The organism is Microbacterium sp. STF-2 (assembly GCF_034650155.1).
GTDB lineage: Bacteria > Actinomycetota > Actinomycetes > Actinomycetales > Microbacteriaceae > Microbacterium > Microbacterium maritypicum_A.
Map to the genome: position 1 here is coordinate 522,763 of NZ_JARKMW010000002.1, position 24,110 is coordinate 546,872.

General features: G+C 68.4%; 30 protein-coding genes. 15 read left to right on the forward strand and 15 right to left on the reverse strand.

The annotated features are described in order from the left end of the window. The first annotated feature begins 85 nt into the window (after nt 1–85). Nucleotides 86–1,867: an aspartate--tRNA ligase gene (gene aspS / locus MicroSTF_RS16440; RefSeq protein WP_029259776.1), complete on the forward strand. Its 1,782-nt coding sequence runs from the start codon at nt 86–88 to the stop codon at nt 1,865–1,867. A 120-nt stretch (nt 1,868–1,987) separates the two neighbouring features. On the opposite strand, the gene MicroSTF_RS16445 is transcribed toward aspS, so the two are convergent. Beyond that, nucleotides 1,988–2,818 carry a sulfite exporter TauE/SafE family protein gene (locus MicroSTF_RS16445; RefSeq protein ID WP_021198044.1) on the reverse strand — a complete coding sequence of 277 codons (831 nt, stop codon included), beginning with the start codon at nt 2,816–2,818 and terminating at the stop codon, nt 1,988–1,990. A gap of 78 nt (nt 2,819–2,896) precedes the next feature. Between MicroSTF_RS16445 and MicroSTF_RS16450 the strand changes: the two genes are divergently transcribed. From MicroSTF_RS16450 to MicroSTF_RS16475, 6 genes are all read left to right on the forward strand, one after another. Beyond that, nucleotides 2,897–3,412, forward strand: coding sequence for a GNAT family N-acetyltransferase (locus MicroSTF_RS16450; protein ID WP_322957164.1), 516 nt, complete (start codon nt 2,897–2,899; stop codon nt 3,410–3,412). A 134-nt stretch (nt 3,413–3,546) separates the two neighbouring features. Beyond that, the gene (locus MicroSTF_RS16455) at nt 3,547–4,686 is read left to right on the forward strand and encodes an ABC transporter substrate-binding protein (protein ID WP_136025339.1); all 1,140 of its coding nucleotides are present in this window, start codon (nt 3,547–3,549) and stop codon (nt 4,684–4,686) included. Continuing rightward, a complete protein-coding gene (locus MicroSTF_RS16460) occupies nt 4,683–5,621 on the forward strand; it encodes an ABC transporter permease (protein ID WP_322957167.1) in 939 nt (312 codons plus the stop codon). Before MicroSTF_RS16455 ends, MicroSTF_RS16460 begins: the two co-directional genes overlap by 4 nt. Beyond that, nucleotides 5,618–6,412 carry an ABC transporter permease gene (locus MicroSTF_RS16465; RefSeq protein ID WP_322957168.1) on the forward strand — a complete coding sequence of 265 codons (795 nt, stop codon included), beginning with the start codon at nt 5,618–5,620 and terminating at the stop codon, nt 6,410–6,412. Before MicroSTF_RS16460 ends, MicroSTF_RS16465 begins: the two co-directional genes overlap by 4 nt. Further along, complete coding sequence (locus tag MicroSTF_RS16470; protein WP_021198049.1) at nt 6,409–7,500, forward strand: ABC transporter ATP-binding protein; 1,092 nt, start codon at nt 6,409–6,411, stop codon at nt 7,498–7,500. The genes MicroSTF_RS16465 and MicroSTF_RS16470 overlap by 4 nt, the downstream gene beginning before the upstream one ends. Nucleotides 7,501–7,588: 88 nt before the next feature. Next, entirely contained in the window at nt 7,589–7,768 is a 180-nt protein-coding gene (locus MicroSTF_RS16475; RefSeq protein ID WP_021198051.1) for a YegP family protein, read from the forward strand. 99 nt (nt 7,769–7,867) lie between these two features. Here MicroSTF_RS16475 and MicroSTF_RS16480 read toward each other — a convergent pair whose 3' ends face one another. The 9 genes from MicroSTF_RS16480 to MicroSTF_RS16520 all read right to left on the reverse strand — a co-directional run bounded on the left by MicroSTF_RS16480 (nt 7,868) and on the right by MicroSTF_RS16520 (nt 12,904). Then, nucleotides 7,868–8,623 (reverse strand): amino acid ABC transporter ATP-binding protein, encoded by a 756-nt coding sequence (locus tag MicroSTF_RS16480; RefSeq protein ID WP_029259770.1) that lies wholly within the window; start codon nt 8,621–8,623, stop codon nt 7,868–7,870. Beyond that, complete coding sequence (locus MicroSTF_RS16485; protein WP_322957173.1) at nt 8,620–9,417, reverse strand: amino acid ABC transporter permease; 798 nt, start codon at nt 9,415–9,417, stop codon at nt 8,620–8,622. Before MicroSTF_RS16485 ends, MicroSTF_RS16480 begins: the two co-directional genes overlap by 4 nt. Before the next feature lie 34 nt (nt 9,418–9,451). Then, nucleotides 9,452–10,270 carry a basic amino acid ABC transporter substrate-binding protein gene (locus MicroSTF_RS16490; RefSeq protein ID WP_021198054.1) on the reverse strand — a complete coding sequence of 273 codons (819 nt, stop codon included), beginning with the start codon at nt 10,268–10,270 and terminating at the stop codon, nt 9,452–9,454. A 172-nt stretch (nt 10,271–10,442) separates the two neighbouring features. Next, the gene (locus MicroSTF_RS16495) at nt 10,443–10,745 is read right to left on the reverse strand and encodes a Dabb family protein (RefSeq protein WP_029259769.1); all 303 of its coding nucleotides are present in this window, start codon (nt 10,743–10,745) and stop codon (nt 10,443–10,445) included. Further along, complete coding sequence (locus tag MicroSTF_RS16500; protein ID WP_167253097.1) at nt 10,742–11,038, reverse strand: glutaredoxin family protein; 297 nt, start codon at nt 11,036–11,038, stop codon at nt 10,742–10,744. Before MicroSTF_RS16500 ends, MicroSTF_RS16495 begins: the two co-directional genes overlap by 4 nt. Continuing rightward, a complete protein-coding gene (locus MicroSTF_RS16505) occupies nt 11,035–11,337 on the reverse strand; it encodes a rhodanese-like domain-containing protein (protein WP_029259767.1) in 303 nt (100 codons plus the stop codon). Before MicroSTF_RS16505 ends, MicroSTF_RS16500 begins: the two co-directional genes overlap by 4 nt. A 78-nt stretch (nt 11,338–11,415) precedes the next feature. Beyond that, nucleotides 11,416–11,514, reverse strand: a complete 99-nt coding sequence (locus tag MicroSTF_RS16510; RefSeq protein WP_003792170.1) for a 30S ribosomal protein bS22 — start codon at nt 11,512–11,514, stop codon at nt 11,416–11,418. A gap of 156 nt (nt 11,515–11,670) precedes the next feature. Continuing rightward, entirely contained in the window at nt 11,671–11,862 is a 192-nt protein-coding gene (locus tag MicroSTF_RS16515) for a helix-turn-helix domain-containing protein (RefSeq protein ID WP_017204627.1), read from the reverse strand. 109 nt (nt 11,863–11,971) lie between these two features. Beyond that, a complete protein-coding gene (locus MicroSTF_RS16520) occupies nt 11,972–12,904 on the reverse strand; it encodes a TetR/AcrR family transcriptional regulator (RefSeq protein ID WP_029265969.1) in 933 nt (310 codons plus the stop codon). A gap of 102 nt (nt 12,905–13,006) precedes the next feature. On the opposite strand from MicroSTF_RS16520, the gene MicroSTF_RS16525 reads away from it, so the two are divergent. Then, nucleotides 13,007–13,900, forward strand: coding sequence for a daunorubicin resistance protein DrrA family ABC transporter ATP-binding protein (locus MicroSTF_RS16525; RefSeq protein WP_029259765.1), 894 nt, complete (start codon nt 13,007–13,009; stop codon nt 13,898–13,900). Further along, on the forward strand, nt 13,897–14,724 hold the full coding sequence (locus MicroSTF_RS16530) for an ABC transporter permease (protein ID WP_322957182.1): 828 nt from the start codon (nt 13,897–13,899) through the stop codon (nt 14,722–14,724). The genes MicroSTF_RS16525 and MicroSTF_RS16530 overlap by 4 nt, the downstream gene beginning before the upstream one ends. A gap of 194 nt (nt 14,725–14,918) precedes the next feature. On the opposite strand, the gene MicroSTF_RS16535 is transcribed toward MicroSTF_RS16530, so the two are convergent. Together MicroSTF_RS16535 and MicroSTF_RS16540 are read right to left on the reverse strand one after the other, a co-directional pair. Beyond that, entirely contained in the window at nt 14,919–15,629 is a 711-nt protein-coding gene (locus MicroSTF_RS16535) for a DUF2071 domain-containing protein (protein ID WP_322957183.1), read from the reverse strand. A gap of 70 nt (nt 15,630–15,699) precedes the next feature. Next, nucleotides 15,700–16,110 (reverse strand): ArsR/SmtB family transcription factor, encoded by a 411-nt coding sequence (locus tag MicroSTF_RS16540; protein WP_029259762.1) that lies wholly within the window; start codon nt 16,108–16,110, stop codon nt 15,700–15,702. A 106-nt stretch (nt 16,111–16,216) separates the two neighbouring features. Between MicroSTF_RS16540 and MicroSTF_RS16545 the strand changes: the two genes are divergently transcribed. The 4 genes from MicroSTF_RS16545 to MicroSTF_RS16560 all read left to right on the forward strand — a co-directional run bounded on the left by MicroSTF_RS16545 (nt 16,217) and on the right by MicroSTF_RS16560 (nt 20,738). Beyond that, complete coding sequence (locus MicroSTF_RS16545; protein ID WP_322957186.1) at nt 16,217–17,647, forward strand: TrkH family potassium uptake protein; 1,431 nt, start codon at nt 16,217–16,219, stop codon at nt 17,645–17,647. Further along, nucleotides 17,640–18,311, forward strand: a complete 672-nt coding sequence (locus MicroSTF_RS16550) for a potassium channel family protein (RefSeq protein WP_021198064.1) — start codon at nt 17,640–17,642, stop codon at nt 18,309–18,311. Before MicroSTF_RS16545 ends, MicroSTF_RS16550 begins: the two co-directional genes overlap by 8 nt. A gap of 76 nt (nt 18,312–18,387) precedes the next feature. Beyond that, a complete protein-coding gene (locus tag MicroSTF_RS16555; protein WP_029259761.1) occupies nt 18,388–19,164 on the forward strand; it encodes an ABC transporter ATP-binding protein in 777 nt (258 codons plus the stop codon). A gap of 47 nt (nt 19,165–19,211) precedes the next feature. Next, on the forward strand, nt 19,212–20,738 hold the full coding sequence (locus MicroSTF_RS16560) for a hypothetical protein (protein ID WP_231494467.1): 1,527 nt from the start codon (nt 19,212–19,214) through the stop codon (nt 20,736–20,738). Between the two features lie 16 nt (nt 20,739–20,754). Here the strand turns inward: MicroSTF_RS16560 and MicroSTF_RS16565 are convergent, their stop codons facing one another. Further along, nucleotides 20,755–21,042, reverse strand: coding sequence for a DUF1905 domain-containing protein (locus MicroSTF_RS16565; protein ID WP_029259759.1), 288 nt, complete (start codon nt 21,040–21,042; stop codon nt 20,755–20,757). A gap of 3 nt (nt 21,043–21,045) precedes the next feature. Next, nucleotides 21,046–21,885 (reverse strand): pyrroline-5-carboxylate reductase, encoded by an 840-nt coding sequence (proC, locus tag MicroSTF_RS16570; RefSeq protein ID WP_021198068.1) that lies wholly within the window; start codon nt 21,883–21,885, stop codon nt 21,046–21,048. 59 nt (nt 21,886–21,944) lie between these two features. On the opposite strand from proC, the gene MicroSTF_RS16575 reads away from it, so the two are divergent. Then, the gene (locus tag MicroSTF_RS16575; protein WP_021198069.1) at nt 21,945–22,916 is read left to right on the forward strand and encodes a cation diffusion facilitator family transporter; all 972 of its coding nucleotides are present in this window, start codon (nt 21,945–21,947) and stop codon (nt 22,914–22,916) included. Nucleotides 22,917–22,928: 12 nt separating this feature from the next. On the opposite strand, the gene tadA is transcribed toward MicroSTF_RS16575, so the two are convergent. After that, entirely contained in the window at nt 22,929–23,384 is a 456-nt protein-coding gene (gene tadA, locus MicroSTF_RS16580) for a tRNA adenosine(34) deaminase TadA (RefSeq protein WP_021198070.1), read from the reverse strand. 80 nt (nt 23,385–23,464) lie between these two features. On the opposite strand from tadA, the gene upp reads away from it, so the two are divergent. Continuing rightward, a complete protein-coding gene (upp, locus tag MicroSTF_RS16585; RefSeq protein ID WP_021198071.1) occupies nt 23,465–24,097 on the forward strand; it encodes a uracil phosphoribosyltransferase in 633 nt (210 codons plus the stop codon). Nucleotides 24,098–24,110: the final 13 nt, after the last annotated feature.

The following is a 24,110-nucleotide window of genomic DNA, read 5'->3' on the forward strand; positions in this document are numbered from 1 at the left end:
GGGGCGGGTGACCGGGCCGAAGACCTCCCGACCGCCCCCGTAGAATGGGCGGGTTCCCCATTTCCCAGATCAGAAGGAATACTCCGTGCTTCGCACCCACTCGGCAGGCTCTCTGCGAGCCGAGCACATCGGTCAGACCGTCACCCTCTCGGGTTGGGTCGATCGCCGTCGTGACCACGGAGGAGTCGCTTTCATCGATCTGCGGGACGCCTCCGGCATCGCCCAGGTCGTCATCCGCGACGAGGAGATCGCCCACCCGCTGCGCAACGAGTTCGTGCTGAAGGTGACCGGCGAGGTCTCGCTGCGCCCCGAGGGCAACGCGAACCCGAACCTGCCCACGGGCGAGATCGAGCTCATCGCGACCGACGTCGAGGTGCTGAACGAGTCCGCGCCTCTGCCCTTCCAGGTCTCCACAGCTCTCGCCGACACCGAGACCGTGGGCGAGGAAGCCCGCCTCAAGTACCGCTACCTCGACCTGCGCCGCCCGGCCCCGGCCGCTGCCCTGCGTCTGCGCTCGAACGTGTACAAGGCGATCCGCGACGTGCTGCACGCCGACGACTTCACCGAGGTCGAGACCCCGACCCTCACCCGCTCGACGCCTGAGGGCGCCCGTGACTTCCTGGTGCCCGCTCGTCTGAGCCCCGGCAGCTGGTACGCCCTGCCGCAGTCCCCCCAGCTGTTCAAGCAGCTGTTGATGGTCGGCGGCGTCGAGAAGTACTTCCAGATCGCGCGCTGCTACCGCGACGAGGACTTCCGCGCCGACCGGCAGCCGGAGTTCACGCAGCTCGACATCGAGATGAGCTTCGTCGACCAGGAAGACGTGATCACCCTCATGGAGTCGCTCATCGTGGCGATGTGGGCGACGATCGGCGTCGAGGTCGCGACGCCCCTGCCGCGCATGACCTACGCCGACGCCATGGCCAAGTACGGCTCCGACAAGCCCGACCTGCGCTTCGGCCTCGAGCTCGTCGACGCGACCGAGTACTTCCAGAACACCCCGTTCCGCGTCTTCCAGGCCGAGTACGTCGGTGCGGTGCGTATGCCCGGCGGCGCCTCGCAGCCGCGCAAGCAGCTCGACGCCTGGCAGGACTGGGCCAAGCAGCGCGGCGCACGCGGCCTCGCCTACGTCCTGTTCAACGAGGACGGCACGCTCGGTGGCCCCGCCGCGAAGAACCTGTCCGAGGCCGAGCAGGCCGGGCTCGCCGACCTCGTCGGCGCCGAAGCCGGAGACTGCGTCTTCTTCGCTGCCGGTGCCACTAAGGAGAGCCGCGCACTCCTCGGCGCCGCGCGTGTCGAGATCGGCCGCCGGCTCGGTTACCTGAACCCCGACGAGTTCGCGTTCACCTGGGTCGTCGATGCTCCGATGTTCGAGCCGGCAGCCGACGCCGTGGCCTCCGGCGACGTCGCCGTCGGCGCGGGTGCCTGGACGGCCGTGCACCACGCGTTCACCGGCCCGAAGCCCGAGTTCCAGGACACGTTCGACACCGACCCCGGCTCCGCTCTCGCCTACGCCTACGACATCGTCTGCAACGGCTCCGAGCTCGGTGGCGGCTCGATCCGCATCCACCGCGAAGACGTGCAGAAGCGTGTGTTCGAGGTCATGGGCATCAGCGACGAGCAGGCCGACGAGCAGTTCGGCTTCCTGCTCGACGCGTTCAAGTTCGGCGCACCGCCCCACGGCGGGATCGCACTCGGCATGGACCGCGTGCTGCAGCACCTGACCAAGACCGAGTCGATCCGCGAGGTCATCGCGTTCCCGAAGTCGGGCAACGGCTTCGACCCGCTGACCTCCGCTCCGGCACCGATCACCGACGCGCAGCGCGCCGAGGCCGGTGTCGACTACGAGCCCGAGGACGACGAGGCCTGACGCCCACCGCCTCGCGCGAGCCCAGGCACACACGCCGGATCAGGCGGTTCTGCGAAGAACCTGCCTGATCCGGCGTTTCTGCCTGATCCCCCAGGCCGCGCGCCGCAGAGCATCTCGAGCCTAGGACGAGAGCGCCGCGAACGCGGGCACGATGTTCTCGTTCCACACGTCGACGCCGAGCTTCGCGATCAGCGCGATGACGACGACGAGGAAGACCACGCGGATGAAGGTGGTCCCGCGCGAGATCGCCATCCGCGAGCCGAGGTAGCTGCCGGCGACGTTCGCGACTGCGAGGATGCCGCCGAGCAGCCACAGCACGGCGCCGTGCGGGATGAACAGCATGAGCGCACCCGCGTTCGTCGCAAGGTTGACGATCTTGGCCTTGGCGCTCGCCTGCAGGAAGTCGTAGCCGAGCAGCGCGACCAGGGTGATCACGAGGAAGGTCCCGGTCCCCGGTCCGATCATGCCGTCGTAGAAGCCGATGCCGAGCCCCGCGGCACCCGCCATGATGTGGTGCTTGTGGCCGTGGAACCGCAACTGGGTCGCGGCGCCCATCTGCGGACGGAACGCGGTGAACAGTGCCACCGCGAGCAGCGCGATCACGATGATCGGCTTGAACGCGGCCGGCGGCAGCACCGTCGCGACGGCTGCTCCGCCGAAGGACCCGATCAACGCGATGATCGCCATCGGCACGGCAGTGCGCAGGTCGGGTCTGGCTCGTCGGTAGTAGGTCACACTGCTGGTCGCGGTGCCGAACACCGAGGCGAGTTTGTTGGTGGCGAGCGCCTGCACCGGGGAGATGCCGGGGATCAGCAGCAGGGCCGGCAGCTGCAGCAGCCCTCCCCCGCCGACGACCGCGTCGATCCAGCCGGCGCAGAACGCGGCGATCACCACGAGCAGCAGCACCCCCCACGTGAGCTGCTCGAGTCCGAGCACGGCGCCGATATCCACCTCGCCATGATTCCAGAGAGTCGGCACGACCCCCGCATCCGCGCTCGCACCGGACGCGGGCGCTGGCAGACTGGAGGCATGCTCGACGCCCTCCCGCTGCCCCAGCCGCTCGAATCGCGTATCGGAACCGCGCTCCTGCGCCGTGCGACGGTCGACGACACGGATGCCGTGATCACACTGCTCGCCGACGACCCGATCAGCGCGGCCCGCGGCGATGTGGCGTCCGACGAGGATCGTCCCGCGTACGCACGCGGGCTCGTCGAGATCCTGGCAGAGCCGTCGAACGATCTGCTCGTGGTCGAGCTCGACGGCACGATCGTCGGCACGCTGCAGCTCACCTCGATCCCCGGGATGGCGCGCCGCGGCGCGCGGCGGCTGCTCGTCGAGGCCGTGCGCGTGCAGAGCAGTCTGCGCTCGTCGGGCATCGGCTCCGCCGTGATGCGCTGGGTGGGCGAAGCCGCAGCCCCCGCGGTCGGCGCGACCATGGTGCAGCTCACCTCCGATGCCGCCCGCACCGACGCGCACCGCTTCTACGAGCGTCTCGGCTACGTCGGCTCGCACCGCGGCTTCAAGTACAGCGTGCCGCAGGGCTGAGCTCCGCGGCCCTGTTCGGCCACCGCCTCGCCACCGTCCGTTCACCAGACCCGCGACGGGCGGCAACCTGCACCTCATAGTGTCCTCTCGCAACCCGAAACCGGCTCACAGCGCCGGACACCGAGAGGACACTCATGGCTCGCTTCACCCGCCGCGCGCGCATCGGCGCCGGCATCGCCCTGGCCACCACGGCCGCACTCGCACTCACGGCCTGCTCCGGCGCAGCTGACGCGACCGGCGGAGGCAGCTCCGACGTCGACGCCTCCGCCGCGACCTCTGTCACCGACTTCGGCACCTTCGCCGACCTCGAGGCTGCAGCCAAGGCCGAAGGCTCGCTCAACGTCATCGCGCTCCCCCGCGACTGGGCGAACTACGGCGAGATCCTCGACCTGTTCGCCGAGAAGTACCCCGAGATCACCATCAACGAGGCCTCCCCCGACGTCTCGAGCGCCGAGGAGATCCAGGCCGCGAAGACGAACGAGGGACTCGACACCGCGCCCGACGTGTTCGACATCGGCCTCACGGTCGCCCTGCAGAACACCGACGTCTTCGCGCCGTACAAGGTGCAGACGTGGGATGACATCCCCGAGGAGCTGAAGGAGCCCACCGGCCTCTTCGTCGGCGACTACGGCGGGTACATGTCGATCGGCTACGACTCGTCGAAGTTCGACGCTCCGGCCGAACTCTCCGACCTGCTCTCGGCCGACTACAAGGGCGCCGTCGCGATCAACGGCGACCCGACCCAGGCCGGTGCGGCCTTCGCCGCCGTCGGCCTCGCCACCGTGCAGTCCGACGGCACGCTCGACGACTTCCAGCCGGGCATCGACTTCTTCTCCGAGCTGCAGAAGGCCGGAAACCTGCTCAAGGTCGACGTGACCACCGCGACGATCGCGAGCGGCGAGACCCCCGTCGTGTTCGACTGGGACTACCTGAACGCCTCGCACACGGCCGACAACAAGGACTGGAAGGTCGTCGTGTTCGACGGCACCGGTTACGCCGGGTACTACAACCAGGCCATCAACGCCGACGCCCCGCACCCGGCTGCTGCCCGCCTGTGGCAGGAGTTCCTCTACAGCGACGAGGTGCAGAACCTCTGGCTGAAGGGCGGCGCCCGTCCGGTGCGCATGGAGGCCATGACCGACGCCGGCACGATCGACGCCGACCTCGCTGCGGCACTCCCCGAGGCACCGGCGGAGACGGTCGTCCCGACCGAGGAGCAGTCGACGAACGCCGGTACGCTGCTCGGCGAGAAGTGGGCCTCGGCGGTCCAGTGACCACCCTCACCGCAACGGGGGCGGATGCCGCGGCATCCGCCCCCACCACCTCCGCCGGGTCCTCGCGGCACGCGAGGGCCCGGCGGTCCGCTCCGTCCTTCGCCTGGCTCGGGCTCGTCCCGTTCGCCGCATACGTCGTGCTCTTCCTGGCGGTGCCGACGATCCTGTCGATCGGCTCCGGCTTCTTCACGAAGGACGGCTCCTTCACCTGGTCGAACATGTCGGCCCTCGCCGATCCCGTCGTGCTGAACACCTTCGCGAACTCCGCCGGGCTCTCGCTGCTCACCGCCGTGGTGGGTGCGCTCGTCGGTGCGCTCGTCTGCTACGCCCTGCTCGGCATGGACCCCGAAGGCCGAACGCGCTCGGCTGTGGACGCCGCGGCCGGTGTGCTCGCCCAGTTCGGCGGGGTCATGCTGGCGTTCGCCTTCATCGCGACCATCGGCATCCAGGGTGTCGTCACGGTCTTCTTGAAGGACTCGTTCGGCATCAACATCTTCGAGAACGGCACCTGGCTGTACGAGCTGCCCGGACTCGTCCTCCCCTACTTCTACTTCCAGATCCCGCTCATGGTCATCACCTTCATGCCCGCCCTCGCCGCGCTCAAGCCGCAGTGGGCCGAGGCCAACCTCACGCTCGGCGGCACCCGCGCGAGCTTCTGGCTGCGCATCGGCATCCCGGTGCTCGCGCCGTCGTTCCTCGCCAGCCTGCTGCTGCTGTTCGCGAACTCGTTCTCGTCGTACGCCACCGCCGCCGCCCTCGCCAGTCAGGGAGCGCAGATCGTGCCGCTGCAGATTCGCACTGCCCTCACGAGCGAGACGGTCCTCGGCCGCGAGAACCTCGCCGGCGCCCTCGCGCTCGGCATGATCGTGATCGTCGGGATCGTCATGGCCCTGTACTCCCTCGTGCAACGACGCGCGGCCAGGTGGCAGTCGTGAACCGGCTCGGTCCCTCCCTCGCGACCCGCGGGGTCATCGGCATCCTCGTCGGTGCGTTCTTCGCCGTTCCCCTGGTGTCGACGTTCCTCTTCACGCTGCGCGACCCCGAGGGCGGGATGTCGTTCGCCCGCTGGATCGCGCTGTTCGATCCCGCGACGGCCGCTACCCTGAGGCCGATCTGGGCGGGCCTGGGCAACTCCCTGATCCTGGCCGTCGTCACGGTGGCCATCGTGCTGCTCCTGCTCGCCCCCACCATGATCCTGGTGAACCTGCGCTTCCCCAAGCTCAAGCCCGCCTTCGAGTTCGCGGTGCTGCTGCCCATCTCCATCCCCGCCATCGTGCTCGTGGTCGGCCTCGCTCCCATCTACCTGCAGATCGGTCGCGCCTTCGGCACCGGCACCTGGACGCTCGCCTTCGCCTACGGGATCACCGTGCTGCCGTTCGCGTTCCGCTCGATCCAGGCGTCGATCGATGCCGCCGACCTGCGCACCCTCTCCGAGGCCGCACGGTCGCTCGGCGCCAGCTGGCCGACGGTCGTCCTCCGGGTGCTCGCTCCGAACCTCCGCCAGGGGCTGCTCGCCGCATCGCTCATCTCCATCGCGGTGGTGCTCGGCGAGTTCACGATCGCCTCGCTCCTGAACCGCCAGGTGTTCCAGACCGCCATGGTCGTCGTGAACAAACAGGATCCCTATGCGCCGGCGATCTTCACGCTGCTCGCGCTGGTGCTCGTCTTCCTCCTGCTCCTCGTCATCGGCCGCGTCGCCCGCGGTACCGGAAAGGCCCGCTCATGACCCTCGACCACGCGCTGCCGCGCACCAAGGACAACCTGCTGCTCTCGCAGGCGGGCGAGGGAACGCGCGTCGAGCTGCAGGGCATCGTCAAGAGCTACGGCGGCAACCGGGTGCTGCACGGTGTCGACCTGGACATCGCCCCCGGGGAGTTCGTCTCACTCCTCGGCCCCTCCGGCTGCGGCAAGACCACGCTGCTGCGTGTGCTCGCCGGTCTCGAGGGTGCGGACGAGGGGGCCGTGCTCCTGGGCGGCGGAGACGTCTCCCGAGTGCCCACGAACAAGCGCGACATCGGGATGGTCTTCCAGTCGTACTCGCTCTTCCCGCACCTGCGGGTCGCCGAGAACACCGCCTTCGGCCTGCGCCGGCGCGGGATCGCGAAGGCGGAAGCCTCGCGCCGCGCCGTCGATGCCCTCGCGCTGGTCGGACTCGCCGACTTCGCCGATCGCTTTCCGCACCAACTCTCCGGCGGACAGCAGCAGCGGGTGGCGCTCGCCCGTGCGCTGGTGACCGAGCCCAAGGTGCTGCTTCTCGACGAACCGCTCTCCGCGCTCGACGCGAAGGTGCGCGTGCAGCTGCGCGACGAGATCCGCCGCATCCAGCTGCGCCTCGGCATCACGACCGTGTTCGTCACCCACGACCAGGAGGAGGCGCTGGCCGTCTCCGACCGGATCGCCGTGATGAACGACGGTCGTATCGAGCAGATCGGTTCCCCCGAACAGCTCTACACGATGCCCTCGACCGCCGGAGTCGCGGCTTTCGTCGGCCTGTCCAGCGTCGTATCCGGGGTCGCCGAGGGCGATCATGTGATGGTCTGGGGGCAGCGGCTTCCTCTCCAGTCACGGGCGGACGGGCCGGTCGACGTGTATCTGCGACCGGAAAACGTCTACTTCGCATCCGAGGCCGACGCCGCAGCCGATGCCCTGGTCGAGGAGAGCACCTTCCTCGGCAGCATGCGTCGTACGCTCGTCCGCACCGAATCCGGTGAGCTCGTCCGGGTGCAGCATGCGCCGGGCACCCACCCCGCGTTCGGGGATCGGGTGCGCATCGCGATCGCTCCCGAGCCTGTCGCCGTGCACCCGCGCGGCTGACTCACCGCTCTTCCCCTGACATACCCCGGGCGCTAGCGTGAGGGCCGAGGGGCGGGGCTCCCTCCATCCGAGAGAGAAAGGACGCCTCATGGCAGGCAAATTCGAGCTGTACACCGACAAGTCCGGCGAGTACCGGTTCCGCCTGAAGGCCGGCAACGGCGAGGTCATCGCCATAAGCGAGGGCTACTCGTCGAAGTCCGCCGCTCTGAACGGCATCGACTCCGTGCGCCGCAACGCCGCGGACGCCGAGGTCGTCGAAGCCGACTGAGCTCAATACCCACGCTTCACGCCGAGACCCCCTGTCGCAGATGTCTGGGACAGGGGGTCTCGGTGATTTCGATGGGTCTCGGCGACCCGGGATCTCGGATCAGAGGACGCGCGAGAGGAAGTCCTTCGTGCGCTGATGCTGAGGGTTGCCGAGAACCTCGCGCGGGTCACCTTCCTCGACGATGTGCCCACCGTCCATGAAGATGAGGCGGGATCCGACTTCGCGTGCGAATCCCATCTCGTGCGTGACGACGAGCATCGTCATCCCCTCGTCGGCCAACGATCGCATGACCTGCAGCACCTCGCCGACCAGCTCGGGGTCGAGCGCCGAGGTGGGCTCGTCGAACAGCATCATGTCGGGGTTCATGCACAGTGCACGAGCGATCGCCACACGCTGCTGCTGCCCTCCCGACAGGTGCCCCGGGTAGGCGTCGGCCTTCTCCGCCAGACCGACCCGGGCGAGCATGGCGTGCGCGATCAGCTCGGCTTCCTTCTTCGACCGCTTCTTCACGCGCTGCTGGGCGATCGTGAGATTGCCCAGCACATCGAGGTGCGGGAAGAGGTTGAAGCTCTGGAAGACCATGCCGATGCGGGTGCGCACGCGGTCGATGTCGACGTCGGGGTCGGTGATGTCGATCCCCTCGATCAGCACCTTGCCGCCGGTCGGCTCCTCGAGCAGGTTCACCGAACGCAGCAGCGTCGACTTGCCCGAGCCCGAGGGTCCGATCACGCACACGACCTCGCCCTTGGTGACGGTGAGGTCGATGCCCTTGAGCACCTCGTTGTCGCCGAACGACTTCACGAGCCCCTGCACGTCGATCGCGGGGGCGTGGACATCAATCAGGTCGGTGATCATCGCTGCCTCGACATCCGTCGCTCCAGCCACGCACTGAAGCGCGTGAGCGGGATCGTCACGATCAGGTACAGGATCGCCGCCATGATCAGCGGCGTTCCGTTCGCGTTCTGCGTGCTCGCATCGCGGGCGAAGGTCGTGAGCTCCTTCGACCAGATGAACGAACCCGCCACGAAGAGCAGCGACGTGTCCTTCAGCAGCAGCACGAACTCGTTGGTCAGAGGCGGGATGATGATCCGGAACCCCTGCGGCACGATGATCCAGAACGTCGTCTTCATGGGCGACATGCCGAGGGAGCGCGCCGCCTCGGTCTGGCCCTTCGGAACGGCCTGGATGCCCGCACGGATCGTCTCGGCCATGTATGCCGAGGCGACGAGGACGAGACCGATGAGACCGAGCACGACGGGTCCGCCCAGCTTCGTGCCGGGCACGCCCAGCGCGATCGGCAGGATGAATGCGATGCCGAAGATCGTGAGGATCGCGGGGAGCCCCCGGAACAACTCGATCCAGCACGTCGCGATCCACCGGAACGGCGCGATGGTCGACAGCTTCATCAGTGCCAGCACGACTCCGAGCAGCAGCCCCCCGGCGAAGGCAACGGCCGTGAACCACAGCGTGTTGACCAACGCGGTCGTGATGATCCCGGGGAACATCTTCGCCGCGACTTCAGGATTGAAGAACAGCGGGCCGATCTTCGCCCAGTCGGTGCTCGCGATCGCCCAGACGGCGATCGCGATCAGCACCGCGTAGACCGTGTAGCGATACAGCTTGCTCTTGGTGGTACGCCTCAACGCCATCGTCGAGGACCTCCCGCTCTACCGACCCCGCCGGTCACTTGGCCGCGAGGTACTCGTCGTAGATCTTCTGGTATCCGCCGTCGTCCTGGAGCTCCTTGAGCGCCTTGTTGACCGCGTCGCGCAGCTCGTCCTTCTCGCCCTTGGCGAAGGCGAAGCCGTACGACTCGTCGGTCGGGTACGTCTCGACGATCTTGTAGTCGGGGTCGTCCTGCTCGTGCACGTAGTTGACGGGCTGGTCCTGCAGGATGGCGTCGATCTGACCCGCCTGCATGGCCGGCCACAGCTCACCGTCCGAGGGGTACTGCACCAGCTGCGCACCCGGAGCGTTCTCGCCCGCGTAGGTCTCGCCGGTGGTGCCCTGCTGCACGCCGACGTTCTTGCCGTCGAGGTCGTCGATCGACTTGATGTCCGAGTCGGCGCGCACGAGGAGCGACTGCAGCGAGTCGACGTACGGGTCGGAGAAGTCGATGTTCGCCTTGCGCTCGTCGGTGATGGTCATCGCAGAGGCACCGATGTCGCACGTGCCGGCGGCGAGCGTGGTGCCGGACTGGAGCGCGTCGAAGCCCACGTCCTGCACGGCGAGCTTCAGGTCGATCTTCTCGGCGATCGCACTGAGCAGGTCGATGTCGAAGCCGGAGTAGCCGGTCTCGCTGGAGGGGTCCTCGACCTCGAACGGCGGGTAGGGGACGTCGGAGCACACGGTGAGCGTTCCGGCCTCGACGAGACCGTACTTGTCGTCGGCGGCGGGAGCGTCACTGCTTCCCGCGTCGGATGATCCGGTGGCGCAGCCGGCGAGCGCGAGGGTGGCCGTCGCCACGAGGGCGAGGCCGGCGATGAGGTTGCGACGAGGCATGTCGGCTCCTGTGAGTCGAGGGCACGGAGGCCCGCTGACGGGTAGGAGTTCATCTAAACATGCGGCTCGTCGCGTGACCAATGACATCGGCATCCGCGCGCATTACGTTTGTGTTGCAAGTACGCCCCGATCACACGTGGAAACCGAGTTCCTGGGTCGGTGCGACGCGGTGTCAGACCTCGAAGTCGACGGCGACGCGCGAGGCGACGACCGATCGGATGTACGCGGCGACCTCGGCGTGCGCGGGGTGCACCTGGTACTCGTCGATCGCCGCGACCGAGGCGAAGTCCGCGACGAGCGTGACGTCCCAGTTCGCCTCCGGATAGGCGACGTTCGCGCCGGCGGAGATGGAGAGGAGCTGCGGGACGACACCGTCGAGAGCGTTCAGCCGGCGAGCGACCTCGGCAGCCTGGGCACCACGCTCGGCGGCGTCTTCGGCGGCGAGCTTCCAGGTCACGACATGGCGGATGGTCACAGGGCTTCCTTCAGTTCGGTCGGGGATTCACCACGGAGTGCGTCTTCGAGCGCCTCTCGCAGCCGGTCGGGCGAGACGCGCCAATGCGCGTGCAGCTCGCCGTCGATCAGCACGACCGGGATCTTCTCCCACCACAGCTCGTACAGCGCGGGATCGTCCTGGATCGACGCCTCGACGATCTCGATCTGCTCGGCGGCGGCGTCGGGCAGCTCGGCGACGACGGCATCGATGACGTCGGAGGCGACGTCGCACAGATGGCAGTCGGGCTTGCCGATCAGAGTCAGCGTGGTCACGCCGACGGCACCTCGACCGCGCGGCCCTGGGCGATCCACTCGCCGGTGCCGCCCTCGACGTTCGTGGCGTCGTAACCGCGCGACTCCAGAGCCTCGACCACACGAGCCGAGCGCCCGCCTGCCTGGCAGATGACGTCGAACGCCTCGGCAGGCAGCTCTTCCAGCCGGTTGCCGATCTCGGACATCGGGATGTTGACGGCCCCCGGCACATGGCCGGCAGCGAACTCGTCCACCTCCCGCACATCGATGAGCGGGATACCGGTGCGCTCGGCGAGCTCGGTGACGGTGATCGACTTCATGACATCCTCTCGGCGGGACGGAGATGCGGCCGGAGACACAAAGCGCCCGTCCGAAGACAGGCGCTCGTGTCTGGTCGCTTACTTCTTGTTGCGACGCTGGTGGCGAGTCTTACGAAGCAGCTTGCGGTGCTTCTTCTTCGCCATGCGCTTGCGGCGCTTCTTGATGACAGAACCCACGGAAACCTCACTAAGTCAGTGGCTGGGTGTCGCCGAAATCGGACACCCGGGTACGGGCACGGAAAATGCCTCGGGTCAGTCTAGCAAACCCGAAGGCGTCGCCTGTCACACGCATCGACCGCCCACCGGCGGCGGAGCACGAGAAGGCGATCGACGTCAGCCGACGTCGGCGATCGGGCGCTGCAGCGCATCAGCCACAGCGGACTCGGGTACGCGATAGCTGCGCCCGAAACGGACGGCCGGCAACTCCCCCGCATGGACCAGCCGATACACGGTCATCTTGGACACGCGCATGAGCTCTGCGACCTCAGCAACCGTGAGGAATCGGACGTCAGGAACCTCGGGCATCCCACGTACCCCTTTCTCGATGTGCACACTCTATGTGGTAGCTGGGACGCGTGTAAACCTCTGTGACTCGTGTGATCAGTGAGGTGCGACAGACCGCGAGAACTCAGGTTCAGCCGGACTTCTTCACCTTCGCCGACCGCTCCCTGGCCTCCCGCCATGCCTGACGCTCGATCTTGCGGGCCGCCCGCAGAGCCTTCTCAGCCTCGCGCACCGCCTTCTGCGCCTCTTTGAGCCGACGATCCCCGGACACCTCGGCCGGGTCGATGTCGATCCACTCCGCCGCCTCGGCGTGCATCTCTCCGCGGTCGAGGCCCGCAATGTACGCCGTGACCCCGTCGAGGGTCCGCTCGACGGCGAACCGGAACGGATCGGCCGTCGAGGTGAACACATCGTCTTCGATCGCGCGACGGAGCGCGGGGAACTCCTCGGCCGTGATCACCCGATCGAAGAGAGCGGCTTCGTTCGCGGCCACCTCATCGGGGGTGAGTCCCGTGCCGCGGGACTGCTCGGTGTAGCCGGCCTGCACGATCCCGCACCAGCGGGCATGCCCGGTCACCGCGAGCGCGACGGCCATGCGCTCTTCCGTCGTCAGCGCGGTGCCGTCGAGAGCGGCGAGCCCGGCATCCAGCCAGGCCGAGCTGTTCGGGGTGATCGGCGATCCGGTGATCGGCAGGGACAGCATCCAGGGATGGCGCAGGTAGAGCTTGACCTGCTCTTCATACAGGGCGATCAGTCGTCCGCGCCAGCCGTCGGCCTCGAGGTGGCTCTGCGGCGGCAGCCCCGTCGCCTCTTCCTGCATCAGCAGCAGCAGATCGTCCTTCGCCGTCACGTATCGGTACAGCGACATCGGCGTGAATCCGAGCCGCGCCGCGACCGCGGCCATCGACACGGCGCCGATCCCCTCGGCATCCGCCAGCTCGACGGCGGCGTCGACGATCTTCTCGACGCTCATCTCGCGCTTGGGACCACGCTGCGGGTTCGCGGCGACACCCCACGCCAGCGCGATCCCGCGTGGCAGCTCCGGCGGCTCCGTCTCAGTCATGCGCTCATCCTACTTCTGTTTATTAGCTAAACAGTGTGTTACGGTCATACACAGTTGCGTTGGTGATACACAGTTTTCTACATACACAGAAAGGAGCGCCTGATGGAGACAGCCATCGAGGTGCAGGGGCTGCGCAAGGCCTTCGGGAACAAGACCGTCGTCGACGGACTGGATTTCGCGGTCGCCCGCGGCGAGGTCTTCGCCCTGCTCGGGCCGAACGGCGCCGGCAAGACCACGACAATCAACATCCTCACCACCCTCACCGCGGCAGACGCCGGCTCGGCGCGGGTCGCCGGCTGGGACATCGGGACGCAGGCGATCGAGGTCCGGAGACGGATCAGCCTCACCGGCCAGGCGGCAGCCGTCGACGATGCACTGAGCGCGTCCGAGAACGTCGTCATGTTCGCGCGGCTCGCCGGGCTCGGACGGGCAGCCGCGCGACGACGTGCCGCCGACCTGATCGACCAGTTCGATCTCACGGATGCCGCCTCCCGCATGGTGCGCACGTTCTCCGGCGGAATGCGACGTCGCCTCGACCTCGCCCTGAGCTTCGTGGTGACGCCGGAGGTGCTGTTCCTCGACGAGCCCACCACGGGTCTGGACACCCGCAGCCGTCGCAGGCTGTGGGACATCATCCGCATGCTGGCGAACGCGGGGACGACGGTCTTCCTCACCACCCAGTACCTGGAGGAGGCCGATCAGCTGGCAGACCGCATCGCCGTGCTGCACGACGGCAGGGTCGCCGCCCTCGGCACGCCTGCCGCATTGAAGGCGCGCGTCGGCGGAGACACCGTCGAACTCCACGACCGCCGCGGCGAGCTTCACCGGCAGATCCCCACCGATGGCACGGTCGCCGACCTCCGGCGAGCGCTCGACCTGCTCGACGAAGACGGAGAGGACGGCACCGTGACCCTGCGCCGCCCCACCCTCGACGACGTGTTCCTCGCCGTCACCGCGGCCGCCCCCATCGACCACCCCGTGAAGGAGCTCGCATGAACATCACCCTCGCCGCCCCTCGCTCCGCGGCATCTGCCCTCCCCGCCCCTTCACCGCGCCCGCGCCTGCGAGGCCTCACCGCCGAGGCGGTGTTCGTCGGTCGCAGCCTGCGCCACTCGCTGAGGGACGGCGAATCGCTGCTCATGGCGATCATGCTGCCCGTCATGCTCATGCTCATGTTCACGTGGGTGTTCGGCGGAGCGATCGATCCGTCCGGCGCCTACGTCGACTACGTGGTGCCCGGCATCATCCTCACCTGCGCGGGGTTCGGAGCCTCCTCCACCGCCGTGTATGTCGCGAACGACATGCGCACCGGCATCATCGACCGGTTCCGCACGATGCCGCTGCGAGCGGGGGCGGTGCTGACCGGGCACGTCGTCGCGAGCGTGCTGCGCAACCTCATCGCCACGGCGATCGTGATCGGCGTGGGAGTGCTCGTGGGCTTCCGTCCGAGCGCGAACGCAGGGGAGTGGGTGGGGCTCGCCGCCCTGATCGCGCTGTACATCCTCGCGATCACGTATCTGTTCGCCGCCATCGGCCTTGCCGCAGGAAGCCCGGAAGGGGCGAACGGCTACGGCTTCCTGCTGCTCTTCCTCCCCTACCTGTCCAGTGCGTTCGTCCCGGTGGCGAGCATGCCGGAGTGGTTGCAGCCGGTGGCCGCGAATCAGCCGATCACACCCATCGTGGAGACGATCCGCGGGCTGCTCACTGATGCTCCCGTGCAGAGCGAGGCGTGGTGGGCGACCGGCTGGTGCGTCGTCATCCTCGCGATCGCAGTCGCCTGGGGCGCGTGGCTCTTCCGCCGCAAAGCCGGGCGACGCTGAGCGGACCCGCGGCAGCGGGCATCCCCGCGAAGACATATCCCCGCGGAGCCCACATCCCAGCGGAGACATAGGCGTTCTGCGGCTTTCGCTCATCTGCCGCTGGGACTGTTGACGCAGGGCTCGTGCCGGCACCGCCGAGTCCGCCCCGGGTGTGGGGACCCGCACCTCGCCCCTGATGACAAGCCCCCCTGTCGTCAGGGGCGAGTCGTTGCGGGTCTCCGCCAGCTGACGGGGAGATCGCGCATCACCAGAACGCTGTCGATCTGCGCGGCGCCCTGCGGAAGACCGTCGAAGAACGACGACCTGACCTCGTTCACGCGGCCCGCCTCCACGGCCCAGCGCGCCGCGGACAGCTCTACGGCCTCCGCTCCCCTGCCGTCGCGTCGCGGCGACCAGCCGGTGGCGCCCGCCCGGTAGAACCGTGAAGCGTCGCCCACTGTCGGGAAGAGCGAGCTCTCCCATTCCTCCGACACCTCGATGTCTGCGGAGACGCTCGCGTCGGACGCCTGCATCCGGACCTGGATTCGCGAGTCGGTCTCGTCGATGTCGAACCGCGCGCGCCGCTGCACGCCGGGGAAGAACCGACCCCCGCCGATGACGGGCACGATGTCCGAGGAGTGCCGCTCGATCACGTAGACGCCCGTGCGCGTGGTCCCGCCCTCGTCCCACTCGACCGCGAACCGGTGCGCGGCGTTCTCCGTGGAGATGCCCCACCGCGGTCGCAGCCAACCGGGACGCAGCTCCGTCAGCGCGATCAGGCACACCCCGCCGACCGCGCTCCCGTCGATGAGCTGCGGGCGGAAGGGGGCGGGGATCATCTCACCGGCCACCGACGGATCGACCCGATACGTCAGCAGCAGACGGCGCCGCATACGGCCGCGAAGTGTGAGCATGAGGAGGTTCATGCCTAGAATTTAACAGCTTTGCTAAATAGCTACAAGCCTTTGATGCGGTCGTTCGGCGTCGCTCGAACCGTCACGCTCCGAGCCGCTTGAGCGCGTTCGCGACGACGTGCTTCGCGGAGGCGGCCGCCCGTCCGACGACCTCGGCGGCATGCGCCGCGCTTTCGGGAACCGCGTGGTAATCGATGTCGGGTGCGCTGTCGCCGTAGGCGTCGACCAGGAACGGCACCAGCCAGTCGTCCACGACTTCGAGCGGCTCGACCGCGAGGCTGTAGAAACGGCGCTGACCGTCTTCGCGCACGGTGACCAGCTCGGCGTCGCGCAGCACCTTCAGGTGCTTCGACACGGTGGGCTGGCTGATGCCCAGATCGGCGACGATCTGGCTGACGCTGGTGCCGGCCTCCCCTTCGGTCGTGCGCCGCAGCAGGAGCTGGAGGATGTCTCGCCTCGTACCGTCTGCGATCACGTCGAAGATGTCCGTCATGAGTTCAGGGTAGTCGTCCCCGGCACGGAGTACCATGACGAAGGCTCGGCGACAGGCGCCGTGCGGTCGCTCGGCGCGACCGAAGGAGAAACCAGAGGGGGCAGCGATGTCGGGCATCGTTTCGGCGTCGTCCCCGCGGCAGAGCCTGAAGAGTGCGGCCGGGTGGGTCAAGCACCTCGTCACCTCGTCGCCGTCGCGCTTCGCGATCGTCGTCTTCGCGCTGCTGATCCTCGTGTTCACGGTTCTCCTCTCCCTGCCGATCGCCTCCGCGAGCGGCACGGTCACGCCGCTGAGCGACGCCCTCTTCACCGCTGTCTCCACCATCTGCGTCACCGGACTCGCAACGGTCGACATGGCCAACTACTGGTCCCCCTTCGGACACGTCGTGGTGTTCCTCGGCGTGAACATCGGCGCCCTGGGTGTCCTCACCCTCGCGTCTCTCATGGGCATGCTGATCTCGAAGCGCCTCGGCCTGCGTGCCAAGCTGATGGCCGCCGGCGACACGAATCCGATGCGCGCGCACGGCGGCGTGGTCAACGAGAGCCAGACCGTGCGGCTCGGCGAAGTCGGCCAGCTGCTGACCACCGTCGCCGTCTCGGCGCTCATCATCGAAGCGTCGCTCGCGATCCTCCTCTACCCCGCGCTCGTGATGGCCGGGGTCGACCCGATCGCGGCGCTCTGGGAGGCGCCCTACTTCGCGGCGATGGCGTTCACGAACACCGGTTTCGCTCCCAACAACGGCGGCGTCGCGGTGTTCGCCGACGACTACCTGGTGCTCTCGCTCCTCATGGTGGGCGTCTTCCTCGGCAGCATCGGCTTCCCCGTCATCTACACGCTCGCCAAGCACGTCTGGCACGTGAAGCGCTGGTCCCTGCACACCAAGCTCACGCTCGTCACGACCATCCTCCTGTTCATCCTGGGCGCGGCCGTCTTCGTCATCCTCGAGTTCAACAACCCGAAGACCTTCGGCTCCATGGACGCCACCGACACCACCTTCCAGGCGTTCTTCCTCTCGGCGATGACCAGATCCGGCGGTTTCAACGTGATCGAGATGGACGACCTGAACGGGTCCTCCCTGCTCGCGGCCAGCATGCTGATGTTCGTCGGCGGCGGCTCGGCGTCGACGGCCGGCGGCATCAAGGTGACCACCCTCGCCGTGCTCGCCATCGCCGTGTGGTCCGAGGCCAAGGGCCGTCAGTCCGTCGAGGCGTTCGGCCGCCGCATCCCGAGCGACGTGCAGCGCGTGGCCCTCAGCGTCGTCGCGTGGGGGGCCACGATCGTCGCGCTGTCGACGATCGTCATCGCCCAGATCACCAAGGCCGATATCAGCCACGTGCTGTTCGACGTGATCTCGGCGTTCGGCACGGTCGGCCTGTCGACGGGGCTCACCGCGGAACTTCCCGATTCGGCCTCGTACGTGATGGCCGCGACCATCTTCATGGGCCGCGTTGGTACAGTGACACTCGCCGCGGCGGTCGCCGCGACATCGCGAACGCAGTACTACTCACTGCCCGTGGAAAGGCCGATCGTTGGTTGAAGTCCTGCGGGGCGACGCTCCCGTCCTCGTCATCGGTCTCGGCAGGTTCGGCGCTGCCTGCGCCGGAGAGCTCGATCGCCTCGACCGCGAGGTGCTCGCGATCGACGACAACCTCGAACTCGTGCAGAAGTGGTCCGACCGGGTCACGCACACCGTGCAGGCCGACGCGAAGAACATCGACGCGCTGCGTCAGATCGGCGCCCAGGACTTCCAGGTCGCGGTCGTCGCCGTCGGATCCTCGATCGAGGCGTCGGTGCTGATCACCGCGAACCTCGTCGACCTGAAGGTGCCGCAGATCTGGGCCAAGGCCGTCTCCCAGTCGCACGGCAAGATCCTCGCCCGTGTCGGCGCCAACCACGTCATCTACCCCGAGCGCGAAGCGGGTGAGCGCGTGGCGCACCTCGTGAGCGGACGGATGCTCGACTTCATCCGCTTCGACGACGACTTCGTCCTCGCCAAGATGTACCCGCCGAAGTTCATCCGCGGCGTCGGACTGAACGAGTCCGGCGTGCGATCCAAGTACAAGGTCACCGTCGTCGGGGTGAAGAGTCCGGGCAAGCCGTTCCGCTACGCCGAAGCGAACACGATCGTGACGAACCACGACCTCATCATCGTCTCGGGCACCAACAGCGACATCGAGCGCTTCGCCGGCCTCGACCGCTGACGACGCGTCGTCCGGTCTGCCGACTCCCCCTCGCGGCGGATGTGAGGGTCCCCGTCGTCGTGATGGGATGGGACCCATGACCGACCACACCGCGGCTCCTCCCGTCCTCGCCCTTCGCGGGCTTCGCAAGCAGTTCGGGCAGAAGGTCGCCGTCGACAGTCTCTCCCTCGACGTGCCGGCCGGATCCATGCTGGGGCTACTCGGCCCGAACGGGGCGGGCAAGACCACCACCCTCGCGATGGCCACGGGCCTGCTGCGTCCCGATGCGGGAACCGCCTGGGTGCTCGGTGCGGACGTGTGGCAGAACCCCGCCGAGGCGAAGGCGCGTATGGGCGTGCTGCCCGACGGCATCCGCATGCTCGACCGACTGACCGGCGCCGAGTTGCTGCGATACACCGGGCTCCTGCGCGGCATGGCCGAGGCGGACGTCGTCTCCCGGACCGTCGACCTGCTCGAGGCCCTCGGGCTCGCCGACGCCCGCGACACGCTCGTCGTCGACTACTCCGCGGGCATGCGCAAGAAGATCGGACTCGCCTGCGCGCTGATCCACGCTCCGCGCCTGCTCATCCTCGACGAGCCGCTCGAGGCCGTGGACCCGGTGTCGGGCGAGACGATCCGGCAGATCCTGCGATCGTTCGTCGACGGCGGCGGCACGGTCGTGCTTTCCAGCCACGTGATGGAACTCGTCGAATCGATGTGCGACAGAGTCGCCATCGTCGCCGAGGGACGCCTGCTCGCGCACGGCCCGCTCGACGAGGTGCGAGCCGGCCTCTCGCTGCAGCAGCGCTTCCTCACGCTCGTGGGGGCGCACGACCTCGGAACGGAGACGCTCGCATGGTTGCGCTCCTCGTAAGTCTGCGCTGGCGGCAGCTCCGCCATCAGTTGTCCCGCAATCCCTGGATGATCGTCACCTTGATCATCACGGGCATGGTGGCGCTCGGGCTCCTCGCCGGGCTCACCGCCGGACTCGTCGCGCTGCGCTTCGCCGCGCCCGACGGCGCCGTCACCGCCATCGTGCTCACCGGCTCGGTGATCGTGCTCGGGTGGTGGATCGGGTCGATCCTGGTCAGCGCCGACGACTCGCTCGCTCCGGAGCGCTTCGCTCTGCTGCCCGTGACCGCACCCGCACTGCTGCCGGGTTTCGTCGTCGCCGGAGCCACGACCATCGGTGGTATCGGCACCACGGTCGCCCTGCTGCTGATGCTGCTCGGCTGGTCGGTCAGCATGCCCGCTCTGTTGAGCGCCGTGATCATGATCCCGGTGGCCGTCAGCACCTGTGTGCTCGGTGCCCGCGTGGTGAGCGGCCTCCTCGCCGGCTGGCTGGCGCGCCGCAGCACACGCGACCTGGTGCTGACCCTCGGCGTGCTGCTCGCCGCCTCGTCCGGCCTCATCCTCAACCTGGGGATCGGGGCCTTGACCAGGGTCGGTGACGTCGGAGAGGCGTTCACCACCATCGCCGACATCGCCGCCTGGACACCGGTGGGTGCCGTATTCGGGGTGTCCGCCTCGGCCGCACAGGGTGACATCCTCACCGCCGCGCTCCGCCTGCTGATCGCCCTCGCGACGGTGGTCGTGCTGTGGTTCGCGTCGCAGCGGCTGCTGGCCGCGCGACTCGTCTCGCCGATCCAGAGCAGCGGGGGCGGACGGGTGCGTTCCGGCGGTCTGCTCGACCGGGTGCTGCCGGCGAACTCGATGGGGGCGATCGCCGCACGGTCGCTGCGCTACTTCCGTCGTGATCCGCGCCAACTGGTCAACATCGTGATGCTCCTGCTGCTGCCGGCGATCTTCATCGGCATCGCGCTGATGAACGGTCTGCAGGAGGAGGCGATCGGCTTCGCCCCGGCCATCACCCTGATCCCCGCGATCAACGCCCTGCTCGCCGGAACAATCGTGCAGATGGCGATCGCCTACGACAACGATGCCGTCGCCATCCACATCCTCACCGGGGTCAGCGGTGCCGCCGACCGCGCGGGACGCCTGCTCGGCTTCGGGCTGATCGCGGTTCCGGTGACGATCGTGCTGTGCGTGGCGACCTGCCTCCTCGCCGGACGTCCCGACCTGCTGCCGGGCAGTCTCGGCGCCGCTCTCGGCCTGACGGCGATCGCCGGCGGCGCCGGTGCATGGGTGGGGAGCTTCCTCCCCGGACGCGCACCCGCCCCGGAGGCGAATCCCTTCGGACGCGGCTCGTCCGGAGGAGTGCAGTCGTTGCTCGCGATGATCATCATCGGTCCGATCACGCTCGCCCTCGGTGCCCCCGCACTCGGATTCGCGATCGCGGCGATCTGGAACCCCGCCCTCGGCTGGGTCAGCCTCGCATGCGGCATCGCGTTCGGCGGACTGACGATCTGGGGTGGAACCGTGCTCGGCGGGAGGGTCCTGGATCGTCGCTGGCCCGAGGTGCTCGCCGACGTGTCCAGCGAGAGCTGAGCGAGACCGGAACCCGTCAGGCGTCGATGTCGAGGGTGATCTCGACCACGTCGCCCACTCCGACGCCCTCGCGGTCCTGGAGCGCCTTCTTGATCGGCACGATGTACCCGCCGTCCTTCGGCCACAGGGCGGTGGTCACCGTGGTCTCACCGACAGTGACCGATGCGGGGATCATGCCCCACCCGTACGTGACGACGGAAGCGATCTCGTGGATCAGCTCGCTCTCGGCGGCTGGCACCGTGACGAAATGGAAGGGCGCGGGACCGCGCCAGTACCAGATCGCGCCCTCGATCCGCAGTCGCATCACTCACGCCCCGGCGGCGAGTTCCCTGGCACGCGCGAGAGCCGCAGCGGCGGCATCGGCGAAGGTGCGTTCGAGATGCGCGTCCTGCAGCACGGCGACCGCACGCTCGGTCGTCCCCTTCGGACTGGTGACCCGACGACGAAGTTCCGTCGGGTCTTCGCCCGAGGCGTCGAGCAGCGCCGTCGCGCCGATGAACGTCTGCTCGACCATCAGGCGGGCGTCGGCGTCGTCGAACCCCATGCCCACCGCGGCCTTCGTGAACTCCTCGATCAGCAGGTAGACGTACGCCGGACCGGAGCCCGAGATCGTCGACAGCGCATCGATCTGCGACTCGGGCACCTCGACCACGGCTCCGACGGTCTGGAAGAGGCGACGCACCAGAGCCAGGTCATCGTCCGAGACCGCGGCGCCTGCCGCGATTCCCGTGACCCCCTTGCGGACGGTCGACGGGGTGTTGGGCATGGAGCGGATGACGCGGGCATCCGCACCGAGCACGTCGGCGAAGGTCTGCAGCGTGACGCCGGCGGCGACGCTCACCACGATCGTGTCGGCGGCGAGGTGCGGGGCGATCTCGCGGAGCAGGTCGGGCACCATGGCCGGCTTCACGCCGACCAGCACGATGCGGGCGCCCTCCACCGCCTCGGCGTTGCCGTCCGGCCGCTCGGCGAGCGCGATGCTCGTGACGCCGTCGAGCCCGGCGAATGCCTCCGCCTTCTCCGCGGTGCGGTTCGTCGCGGCGATGCCGCCGTCGATGGGGATACCCGAGGCGACCACCCCACGGAGGATCGCACCACCCATCGAGCCGGCACCGAGGAAAGCGAGCGAAGGAAGCGAGTCAGCCATGTCGTCATCCTACGGCGGGCACTCCGACATCCTCGGGCGGGCGGTTCTAGACTCGTCCCATGAGTGCATCCGGAGGCAACAAGGCCATCGTCGCGGCGTTCCTGGCGAACATGGGCATCGCCCTCGCGAAGTTCATCGCCTGGGCCCTCTCCGGGTCTGCCTCGATGCTCGCGGAGGCGATCCACTCCGTCGCCGACTCCGGAAACCAGCTGCTGCTGATGCTGGGAGGGCGCAAGGCCCGACGCGAGGCCGACCGTGCGCACCCGTTCGGGTACGGGCGAGAGCGCTACGTCTACGCCTTCGTCGTCTCGATCATCCTCTTCTCGGTCGGCGGCCTCTTCGCGATCTACGAAGGCGTCGAGAAGCTCACGAATCCGCACGAGCTCGACAAGACGTGGTGGTGGCTGCCGCTCGTCGTGCTCGTCGTCGCGATCGGGCTCGAATCCTTCTCGCTGCGCACCGCCGTGCGCGAGAGCAACCTCGTGCGGGAGAAGGGCCAGTCGTGGGTGTCGTTCGTGCGCCGTTCGAAGGCACCTGAGCTCCCGGTCGTGCTGCTCGAAGACGTGGGAGCGCTGACCGGCCTCACGTTCGCCCTTCTCGGCGTCGGCCTCACCCTCATCACGGGCAACCCGATGTTCGATGCACTCGGCACCGTGATGATCGGTGTGCTGCTGGTGCTGATCGCGATCGTGCTGGGCGTCGAGACGAAGAGCCTCCTGGTCGGTGAAGGCGCGACGCAGGCGGACCACGACCGTATCGTGGACGCGATCAACGCGGGCGACGAGATCGAGAAGATCATCCACATGAAGACGCTCTACCTCGGCCCGGACGAGCTGATGGTCGCCGCGAAGATCGCGCTGAACGCCGACAAGCCGCTGCGCGAGGCCGCCGACGACATCAACGCGATCGAGGCCCGTATCCGCGAGGCCGTTCCGGTGGCGCGGATCGTCTACATCGAGCCCGACGTGTACCGCCCGGCGATCGACCCCGAGCCCTCGACCGACGTCTTCGTGCTGAAGTCGTCCGACTGAGTGGGGCTCGACTCAGCGACGCTGCTCGAAGAACGAACGCAGCACCGCTGTGGCCGCGTCGGCCTGGACGCCGCCGATGACCTCGGCCCGGTAAGGCAGTCGGCGATCGCGCAGCACGTCGTACATGGACCCGGCCGCGCCGGCCTTGTCGTCCCAGGCTCCGAACACCACACGGCCGACGCGGGACTGCAGGATGGCACCGGCACACATGATGCACGGCTCGAGGGTGACCACGAGCGTGTGCCCGTCGAGGTTCCAGGAACCGACGGACGCCGCCGCGCGCCGCAGCGCCTCGATCTCGGCGTGACCGGTCGGATCGTGGGTCTCCTCGCGGGTGTTGCGCCCTTCGGCGATGATCCGCCCTCCCCCGTCGATCACGACGGCACCGACGGGGATCTCGGATGCCGCGGCCGCCTCGGCGGCGAGCACGAGGGCGCGCTGCATCGCGAGGTCGTCTGCAGCGGTCATGCGTCGAGCCTACGACAGCCGCCGAGCGCGGGCGGAGCTTCGATGTCGTGCCCGACCGCGCGGCGCATTACCCTGTATCCATGCGTGTTCACGTGGCCGACCACCCTCTCATCACTCACAAGCTCTCGGTACTGCGCGATGCGCGCACGCCGTCGCCGGTCTTCCGGCAGCTCACGGAGGAGCTCGTCACGCTGCTCGCGTACGAGGCGACACGCAACGTGAAGGTCAGCCCGATCGAGATCACGACCCCGGTGACCACCACGACGGGCGTGAAGATCTCGGAGCCGCGACCGATCGTCGTGCCGATCCTGCGTGCCGGTCTCGGCATGCTCGAAGGCCTCGTGAAGCTGCTCCCGACCGCCGAGGTCGGCTTTCTCGGCATGGTGCGCGACGAGACCACGTTCGAGCCGACGACCTACGCCGAGCGTCTGCCCGACGATCTGAGCGACCGTCAGTGCTTCGCGATCGACCCGATGCTCGCGACCGGGGGTTCGCTGGCCGCCGCGATCCAGTTCCTGTTCGACCGCGGTGCGAAGGACGTCACGGCGATCTGCCTGCTCGGCACCCCGGAGGGCGTCGCCGCGATCGAGGCGATGGCGGGCGACCGCGATGTGACCCTCGTGCTCGGCGCGCTCGACGAGCGCCTCGACGAGAAGGGGTACATCGTGCCCGGACTCGGCGACGCCGGCGATCGGCTCTACGGCACGGTCTGACGCTGACCTGCCC

Excerpts from the sequence above, each read along its gene's own strand:
- MicroSTF_RS16450 (WP_322957164.1), top strand. The coding sequence starts at position 2,897 with ATGCTCGACGCCCTCCCGCTGCCCCAGCCGCTCGAATCGCGTATCGGA.
- MicroSTF_RS16455 (WP_136025339.1), top strand. The coding sequence starts at position 3,547 with ATGGCTCGCTTCACCCGCCGCGCGCGCATCGGCGCCGGCATCGCCCTG.
- MicroSTF_RS16470 (WP_021198049.1), top strand. The coding sequence starts at position 6,409 with ATGACCCTCGACCACGCGCTGCCGCGCACCAAGGACAACCTGCTGCTC.
- MicroSTF_RS16475 (WP_021198051.1), top strand. The coding sequence starts at position 7,589 with ATGGCAGGCAAATTCGAGCTGTACACCGACAAGTCCGGCGAGTACCGG.
- MicroSTF_RS16480 (WP_029259770.1), bottom strand. The coding sequence starts at position 8,623 with ATGATCACCGACCTGATTGATGTCCACGCCCCCGCGATCGACGTGCAG.
- MicroSTF_RS16485 (WP_322957173.1), bottom strand. The coding sequence starts at position 9,417 with ATGGCGTTGAGGCGTACCACCAAGAGCAAGCTGTATCGCTACACGGTC.
- MicroSTF_RS16490 (WP_021198054.1), bottom strand. The coding sequence starts at position 10,270 with ATGCCTCGTCGCAACCTCATCGCCGGCCTCGCCCTCGTGGCGACGGCC.
- MicroSTF_RS16505 (WP_029259767.1), bottom strand. The coding sequence starts at position 11,337 with ATGAAGTCGATCACCGTCACCGAGCTCGCCGAGCGCACCGGTATCCCG.
- MicroSTF_RS16515 (WP_017204627.1), bottom strand. The coding sequence starts at position 11,862 with ATGCCCGAGGTTCCTGACGTCCGATTCCTCACGGTTGCTGAGGTCGCA.
- MicroSTF_RS16520 (WP_029265969.1), bottom strand. The coding sequence starts at position 12,904 with ATGACTGAGACGGAGCCGCCGGAGCTGCCACGCGGGATCGCGCTGGCG.
- MicroSTF_RS16525 (WP_029259765.1), top strand. The coding sequence starts at position 13,007 with ATGGAGACAGCCATCGAGGTGCAGGGGCTGCGCAAGGCCTTCGGGAAC.
- MicroSTF_RS16530 (WP_322957182.1), top strand. The coding sequence starts at position 13,897 with ATGAACATCACCCTCGCCGCCCCTCGCTCCGCGGCATCTGCCCTCCCC.
- MicroSTF_RS16535 (WP_322957183.1), bottom strand. The coding sequence starts at position 15,629 with ATGAACCTCCTCATGCTCACACTTCGCGGCCGTATGCGGCGCCGTCTG.
- MicroSTF_RS16540 (WP_029259762.1), bottom strand. The coding sequence starts at position 16,110 with ATGACGGACATCTTCGACGTGATCGCAGACGGTACGAGGCGAGACATC.
- MicroSTF_RS16545 (WP_322957186.1), top strand. The coding sequence starts at position 16,217 with ATGTCGGGCATCGTTTCGGCGTCGTCCCCGCGGCAGAGCCTGAAGAGT.
- MicroSTF_RS16555 (WP_029259761.1), top strand. The coding sequence starts at position 18,388 with ATGACCGACCACACCGCGGCTCCTCCCGTCCTCGCCCTTCGCGGGCTT.
- MicroSTF_RS16560 (WP_231494467.1), top strand. The coding sequence starts at position 19,212 with ATGATCGTCACCTTGATCATCACGGGCATGGTGGCGCTCGGGCTCCTC.
- MicroSTF_RS16565 (WP_029259759.1), bottom strand. The coding sequence starts at position 21,042 with ATGCGACTGCGGATCGAGGGCGCGATCTGGTACTGGCGCGGTCCCGCG.
- proC (WP_021198068.1), bottom strand. The coding sequence starts at position 21,885 with ATGGCTGACTCGCTTCCTTCGCTCGCTTTCCTCGGTGCCGGCTCGATG.
- MicroSTF_RS16575 (WP_021198069.1), top strand. The coding sequence starts at position 21,945 with ATGAGTGCATCCGGAGGCAACAAGGCCATCGTCGCGGCGTTCCTGGCG.
- tadA (WP_021198070.1), bottom strand. The coding sequence starts at position 23,384 with ATGACCGCTGCAGACGACCTCGCGATGCAGCGCGCCCTCGTGCTCGCC.
- upp (WP_021198071.1), top strand. The coding sequence starts at position 23,465 with ATGCGTGTTCACGTGGCCGACCACCCTCTCATCACTCACAAGCTCTCG.